We start from the raw sequence: 2,641 nt of genomic DNA on the forward strand, positions 1-2,641 counted from the left end.
CGACGATCGCCCTGCCGGTCATCACGCCGGTCACCTCGCGGCGCGTACCCACCACGACGGTCGTCCTGACGGTCATCGCGGCGACCTCGGTAGCCCTCGCCCTCACCGGACCGGTCATCACGCCGGTCACCACGTGGGGCATACCCACCGCGGCGGTCGTCCTGGCGGTCGCGGCCGGGCCGGTCGGCGGCGCCGCGACCCTCGGAGTCACGTCCGCGCGTCTCGCCGTCGCGAGCCGGACCGCGCCGCCCGTCGTCGAAACGGCGCCGGGGCTGCGCGCCGGACCGGTCGCCCTCGCGCCCGGCTCCTCCACCGGACCGGCGGTCGCCGGAATTTCCGTTCCGACGCTCGTCCCGGGACCCGTGCTGGAAAGACTCGGACACGTACCGCTCCTCTGTGCCGACGCGGTGCCGGTCGGCTCTCGTGGATGTCGGCGGTGGCCGGAGAACGGTCCGCCATGATGATCGTCCCCATTGTATAAGCAGGTCCGACGACCCTCCGTCCCGATTCGTCCCCGGCCACCCCCTCGTCGGATGATGGGCTCATGTCCAAAAAACCCCTCACGTCCCATCTTTTGGCGCGCGTGCTGCTCGGCATCGTCCTGGGCGTCGCCTGCGGTCTGTTCTTTCCCGAACCGCTCGCCCGGGTCTTCCTGACGTTCAACGGCCTCTTCAGCGCGTTCCTCGGCTTCATCGTTCCGCTGCTGATCGTCGGTCTCGTCACCCCGGCCATCGGCGACCTCGGCAGAGGGGCCGGCAAGTGGCTCGGCGTGACCGCCGCCATCGCGTATGCCTCCACCGTCCTCTCCGGTCTGCTGGCCTTCGTCGTCGCCCGCGCCGGGTACCCGTGGCTGCTGGACGGGGAGCGCGACGTCGACACCCTGGCCAATCCGGAGGAGAGCGCCCTCGCCGGCTTCTTCACGCTCGAGATGGAACCCGTGTTCGGCGTGATGACAGCGCTCCTCCTGGCCTTCTGCCTGGGGGTGGGCATCACGCTCATTCCGGGTGACACCCTCCACCGGAGCATGGACGACCTGCGCCGGATCATCATGCGCATCGTGGAGCTGGTCATCATCCCGCTGCTGCCCCTCTACATCTTCGGGATGTTCATGGGTCTCACCATGAACGGTCAGATCCTGGTGGTCGTCGCCACCTTCTCGAAGGTGGTGCTCGTCGCCCTGACCCTGTCCGTCGTGCTGCTCCTTGCTCAGTACGTGGTCGCGGGGATCTACGTGGGCCGCAACCCTGCGACCCTGCTGAAGAACATGCTTCCTGCCTACGCCACCGCGCTGGGCACGTCGTCCTCCGCCGCGACCATCCCCGTCACCCTGAGGTGCGCGGAGGCCAACGGCGTCCGTCCGTCCGTCGCAGGCTTCGTGATCCCGTTGAGCGCGACGATCCACCTCGCGGGTTCCACCCTGAAGATCGTGCTGTTCTCAGCGGCCGTCATGACCATCACCGGCACCCCGATCGACGACCTGGCCTACGTGGGCTTCATCCTCATGCTGGGGATCACGATGGTCGCCGCCCCGGGCGTCCCCGGTGGGGCGATCATGGCCGCCGTGGGTCTGCTCCAGGGCATGCTCGGCTTCGACGAGACCGCGGTGGCCCTGATGATCGCCACGTACATCGCCATCGACTCCTTCGGCACCGCGACGAACGTGACCGGGGACGGTGCCATCGCCGTGGTCATGAACAAGCTCATCGGCCGGCGCACCGTGACCACGGCCGGCGGGGCGACCTCGGCGGAGCGGGAGCTCTCGGACGCGCCACTCGGTCGTTGATCCTCCGCGTCCCGATCCTTCAGCAGGAGAAAGGCCCCGACCGCACGGTCGGGGCCTTCTTCGTGGTGTGCTCCGCGGCCCCAGGATCATCATGAGGGCCGTCATGAGGATCGTCATTGCCGGAGTGCCCAGTGGAGCTCGGTGACCATGTCGGCGGGGTCGTCCCCGGGGCGGGGCTCGGTCACGTACACCTCCCACATGCGGTCGCCGAGGGCGAGCCCCTGACTCCCCGCCCACTCCGCCAGGCGCTGCCAGGAGCGACCGAGATCGTCGTAGTTCCCACGGTGCACGGACGTCGCCGCACGGGAGGCAGGCAACCGGTGGGCGACCACGGAGCCCTGGGGTGTGACCTGTCCCCGCACGGGGAAACCCACCTCGAGGTGGACCGTCTCCGCCGGCACGCCGTGGTACACCGCCATCGGAGGCCCGGAGGGCTCGAACGCCCCGTCGGCCATGGCTTTCCCCAGTTCGCCGAAGGAACGGTCGAAGAACTCGCGCAGCTCGCTCATGGCCACCGTTCCGGTCACCACGGCCATCGGCTGCTCCTGGTGCTCGATCACCCGTGGGGACTCGGCGTCCTGCTGTCTCGCGTCCATGCCAGCATTATCCGCCGGGGACGGGAGCCGTGCTTGTATGACGGGCGGCCGGCGGGCATCGGACCATGCTCCCTGTCCTGAACGGGAGCAGGCCCTCACCGTGGTGGTGGGGGCCTGTGGCATGTGGGGGAGGTACGGTGCCGGGACGGGTGGGTGTTAAATGCGGGGAGCCCCCGCACCGTGTGGTGCGGGGGCTCGACCCTTTCTGGTGTGGTCCGGCGGTGTCCTACTCTCCCACACCCTTCCGGGTGCAGTACCATCG

Annotated in this window: 2 protein-coding genes; one reads left to right on the forward strand and one right to left on the reverse strand. The window is 69.1% G+C overall.

Annotated elements, in window-relative coordinates; all coding sequences use genetic code 11:
- The first annotated feature begins 544 nt into the window (after positions 1–544).
- A complete protein-coding gene (locus tag Q0817_RS19860) occupies positions 545–1,783 on the forward strand; it encodes a dicarboxylate/amino acid:cation symporter (RefSeq protein WP_298592177.1) in 1,239 nt (412 codons plus the stop codon).
- Positions 1,784–1,896: 113 nt separating this feature from the next.
- Here Q0817_RS19860 and Q0817_RS19865 read toward each other — a convergent pair whose 3' ends face one another.
- Positions 1,897–2,379, reverse strand: coding sequence for a GyrI-like domain-containing protein (locus Q0817_RS19865; RefSeq protein WP_298592180.1), 483 nt, complete (start codon positions 2,377–2,379; stop codon positions 1,897–1,899).
- Positions 2,380–2,641 lie beyond the last annotated feature (262 nt).

Source organism: uncultured Kocuria sp. (assembly GCF_947500125.1).
In the GTDB taxonomy this organism is placed as follows: domain Bacteria; phylum Actinomycetota; class Actinomycetes; order Actinomycetales; family Micrococcaceae; genus Kocuria.